Source organism: Halomonas sp. 707B3 (assembly GCF_024158645.1).
Classification (GTDB): domain Bacteria; phylum Pseudomonadota; class Gammaproteobacteria; order Pseudomonadales; family Halomonadaceae; genus Vreelandella; species Vreelandella lionensis.
In genome coordinates this window covers 1-4,003 of record NZ_JAMZBE010000224.1, presented here as the reverse complement: position 1 = coordinate 4,003, position 4,003 = coordinate 1, and the positions used below count along the sequence as shown (strand labels likewise).

At 59.1% G+C, this 4,003-nt stretch carries 3 protein-coding genes; 1 reads left to right on the top strand and 2 read right to left on the bottom strand.

Annotated features, from left to right (window positions below; translation table 11 throughout):
• The first annotated feature begins 290 nt into the window (after positions 1-290).
• Complete coding sequence (locus BIS10_RS17805; protein ID WP_253507343.1) at positions 291-554, top strand: hypothetical protein; 264 nt, start codon at positions 291-293, stop codon at positions 552-554.
• Between the two features lie 107 nt (positions 555-661).
• Here BIS10_RS17805 and recD read toward each other — a convergent pair whose 3' ends face one another.
• Positions 662-3,076, bottom strand: a complete 2,415-nt coding sequence (recD, locus tag BIS10_RS17800) for an exodeoxyribonuclease V subunit alpha (protein ID WP_253507340.1) — start codon at positions 3,074-3,076, stop codon at positions 662-664.
• Positions 3,073-4,003, bottom strand: a 931-nt coding sequence (locus BIS10_RS17795) for a PD-(D/E)XK nuclease family protein (protein WP_253507338.1), incomplete at its 5' end; no start/stop codon positions are given. The genes recD and BIS10_RS17795, both read right to left, overlap by 4 nt.

The window sequence follows — 4,003 nt, the reverse complement described above, 5'->3', positions numbered from 1 at the left end:
CATGGCACTGTCTGGGTGAATGGCGATAATGGCTATATTGCCATGCAGGTCAGTGGGTTAGAAGTGCTTCCGGGGGCCGGTCTCACGGATTCAGGTATATTTCTAATCCAACGAATGATAATGATCAATTAGAGAGACATATCTGGAGTATCTGTAAGTATGCTACTGGCTGGGGGAGGGAAACTCTCCTACGAGATATATTAAGGGAACGTAACTTTACTGATGACGCTAGTAATCAAATAGATCAGGCAGTTAAAACAATTTCTTCTAAAGTTTGCTTTGGATTGCCTATGCTGCTTAAGCCATTGGCGGATATGTCTGAAGACGAGAATTCCATACTAAGCATTATTGAAAATGGAGCTTACAGTAAGATTACTAAATACCTTATCGCAAAAGGGGTTCCAAGAGACACTGCTATATATATAAAACAAACTGCTTTGGCTGATGTCGATCAAGAAGAGCTTGACTATCGTCAAATACAGGAAAAAATATCAGATTTAAGAGGGCATGTTTCGCTTTGGATATTTAGCCAAATTGAAAGTGCTGGCATGTAACGAGTACATCCAAATGACGCCTACTGCTCACCTGATTTAGGCACTATAGAAAAGACTGCCAAAAGGCAGTCTCTGGCCAAATGCTAACATCACTAAAACCAATGGTTTTAACCCGCAACCCCACTAACCCTAACAACCTCCCTCACCACCGCCTCATTCAACACCCCGCGCTTGGCTTCCACTGCCGTGAGCCATTCGCGGGCGCGGGTGATGCCGGTGTACACCAGCTCGCGGGTCAGGATGGGGTTCAGCGTGGACGGTAGCAGTAGCGCGGTGTGTAAGAACTCCGAGCCTTGGGATTTGTGCACCGTCATCGCAAACACGGTTTCTACCGCGTGCAGGCGGGAAGGCAGCACCCAACGGATGGGTTTGTCGGTGTCGCTAGTGGGGAAGGCGACTCTTAATAGCTTCTGCTGTGGGTTGCGCGGGTCGGGCACGGCCAGGGTGATGCCGATATCGCCGTTCATCAGTTTCAGGCCGTAGTCGTTTTGGGTCACCAGTACCGGGCGGCCTTCATACCAGCCTTTCTCCAAGGTGTAGTCGCTGCCGAACAGCAGCTTTTCACTGCGTAATGTGCTGGCGATGCGCTGGTTCAAGCCTTCTACCCCCCAGGGGCCTTTGCGCAGCGCGCACAGCAGTTGGAAGTGGCTGTAGGCGCTGAGCACCTCGCTGGCCCAGGCGTCAAAAGCGGTTTGGTTTTTCTCGAACGACTCGTCCCGTGGGCGCTGAGCTTGCAGCACGTTTAAATAGTGGCGGTAGCCGGTGGGCGGGGCGATGGGCTGGCCTTGGTGGTCGGTGCGGCCTTCGCCGTTGCCTGCAAAGCCGCTGGGGCTGCCGTGAATCACCAGCTTATCCAGCGCGGCGTCGTCACTCATCACCAAATGGTGCACATCTGGGTAGCCGTGGCGCAGCACGGCGCTTACCGACTGCTGCTTTTCCCGTTCGCTTTGCGCATGGCCCGGCTGGTTAATGGCTTTGGCCAGCTGGCCGATGCCGCTGTGTTCATTAAAGCGGTGGCTAACCCGCAGCATGGTAATGGCTTGGTCGAGCGGTTGGCCTGCGGGGTCGATGAACTCGGCTGGCAGCGGCTGGCCGGTGGCCTGGGCTAGCCAGTCGGCGGTGGCCGGGGTGTAGTGGGCGGCATCGGCGCGGCGGCATAGGTCGCCGAGTACCGAGCCTGCCTCTACCGAGGCGAGCTGGTCTTTATCCCCCAGCAGAATGCACTGGGCGTGGGCGGGCAGGGCGCTGAGGGTCGCGGCCATCATTTCGATATCCACCATCGAGGCTTCGTCGATCACCAGCACATCCAGCGCCAGCGGGTTGGCGGCGCTGTGCCGGAAGTGGCGGGTGTCGGGGCGTGCGCCGAGCAGGCGGTGGAGGGTGGTGACTTCCGTGGGGATGGTGGCTTTTAGCTGTTTTGTGGCTGAATCATCGCCCGCTAAAGCGGCCTCCCACAAAGCTTTCTCCTTCAGAGCACCTTCTGACAAAGCTTCATCCTGCATGGCTTTATCACCTTCAGCTTCTTCCCTCTTGGCTCCTTGCAACAAAGTGGTTAGGTCAGTGAAGGGGAGTTTTGCGACCTGCCCGGCGATGGATTCGTTCAAGCGGGCGGCGGCTTTGCCGGTGGGGGCGGCTAGGCGAATGCGCAGCGGCTGGCTAGGGTGCTGGGCCAGTTGCAGGGTTTGCAGCAGGGCTAGCAGGCGCACCACGGTGGTGGTTTTACCGGTGCCGGGGCCGCCGGTAATGATGCCGAAGCGGCTGCGGGCGGCCAGCGCGCAGGCGGTTTTTTGCCAGTCTAGGCCGTTGCTTTGTTTGAACAGTATGTTCAGGGCTTGGGGGAGTAACCCAGGGTGACTGGCGTCACCCGTCGCCCAATGAATTGGCCTCCCACCTTTGCTTTCTGAGCCTGTGCTTGCTGTGTGGCTAGTGGTTGGCTCGGTTGTCTGATGATTTAGCCTCCCACCTTGGCTTTCTGTGCCGGTGGCTTCTAGGCGTGCGGCGATGTGTTGGTGCAGGCTTTGCTCGTACTGCCAATAGCGGCGCAGGTAGAGCCGCGTGCTGGGGGTGCCGCTGGCTGAGTGAGTGGTCACTACGACCAGCGGTGTGTTGCCGGGGCCTTCGCTGGTGAGCAGCGGGTGGTGCAGGGCGGCTTGCCATTCGCTGAGCGTGAGCGTGGCCAGCACGTCGCTGGGTAGCGGCGGCGGGTCGGTGAGGTCGTCCCCTTCGGGCGGTAGCGAAAGGGCGAAATCCGGCGCGTTGAGCGTGGCGTTAATATCCAGGCATACGTGGCCGCGGCCTAGCTGGTGGCTGGCAAGTGCTGCTGCCAGTAGCAGCAGTGTGGGGGCGTCTGGGGCTTCACTGGCTAAAAAGCGCACCAGGGCGCGGTCTAGATCTCGCAGCCAGCCTCGCGCTACCCAGCGTTCGCAAAGGGCCAGCAGTTCCGGGGTGCTGCTGAGTGCCGGGTGGGCGCTGTCGGCATCGCCGAACATATCGAAGGTGTGGGTGTCGTGCTGGCGGCTCATGCCGTGGCCTCCTGCTGGGTGGCGTGTGGCTCGCCTGCAAACAGGCTATCCAAGGCTTCGATGAGTTCAACCGGGGCGGGTTCGCCCACCACGCCGCGCCCAGGGCTGCGGCTGCCGCGTAGAAATACCGTCATCGAACCGCCCAAATGCTGGTGCGGGTCGTAATCCGGCAGGCGTGCTTTTAAGAGCCGGTGCATGGCGAGTAAGTAGAGCGCGGCCTGTAGGTCGTAGCGTTTGGCGAGCAGCGCGTGGCGCAGGGCCTCGGGTTCGTAGGCGCTGTCGTTGGGGCCTAGGTAGTTCGATTTCCAGTCCAGCACGTAAAAGCGCCCCTGGTGCTCGAAGGCTAAGTCGATAAAGCCTTTCAGCATGCCGTTTAGGGTGTCGGCATCCAACGCGGGACGCTCTACCCCTTGCAGTAAGTGCTTGCTCACCAGCGCATCGATGGCTTGGGTATTCACCCGTTTGGCGGCGAACCAGAACTCTAGCTCTACTTGGTAGCTTTCTAGCTCATTCAGCGCCACGCTTTGCGGGGTGGGCGCGGCCAGCGGTAACGGCGTGGTGAGCAGGGCGCTTAGCCAGCCCGCCAGCGGTTCTTGCCATGCCTGCCAACCGCGTAGCTGCACCCGCCGCCAAAGCATATCGTTGAGGGCGTCCATATCGTTCGCGGCGGTATCGAAGCCTTGCTTGCCCGCCCACTCCAGCAGCCCGTGCAGAAAGGTGCCGGGGCCGGGGCCACGTGGAAATTTATGTAAGTGAAACGCTTCTAGTTGAGATCGTTCTTGAGATTGTTCTTGAGACAGTTCTTGCGGTTCATCCAGCACTTCAAAGGCGGTGGCTTCCTGGGCGGTGGTGGGTTCCAGCGGTGGCAGCACCGGGGCGGTGAGCGTGCCGGAAAGCCGCAGCGCGGAGTAGCTGGCAATCCACCAG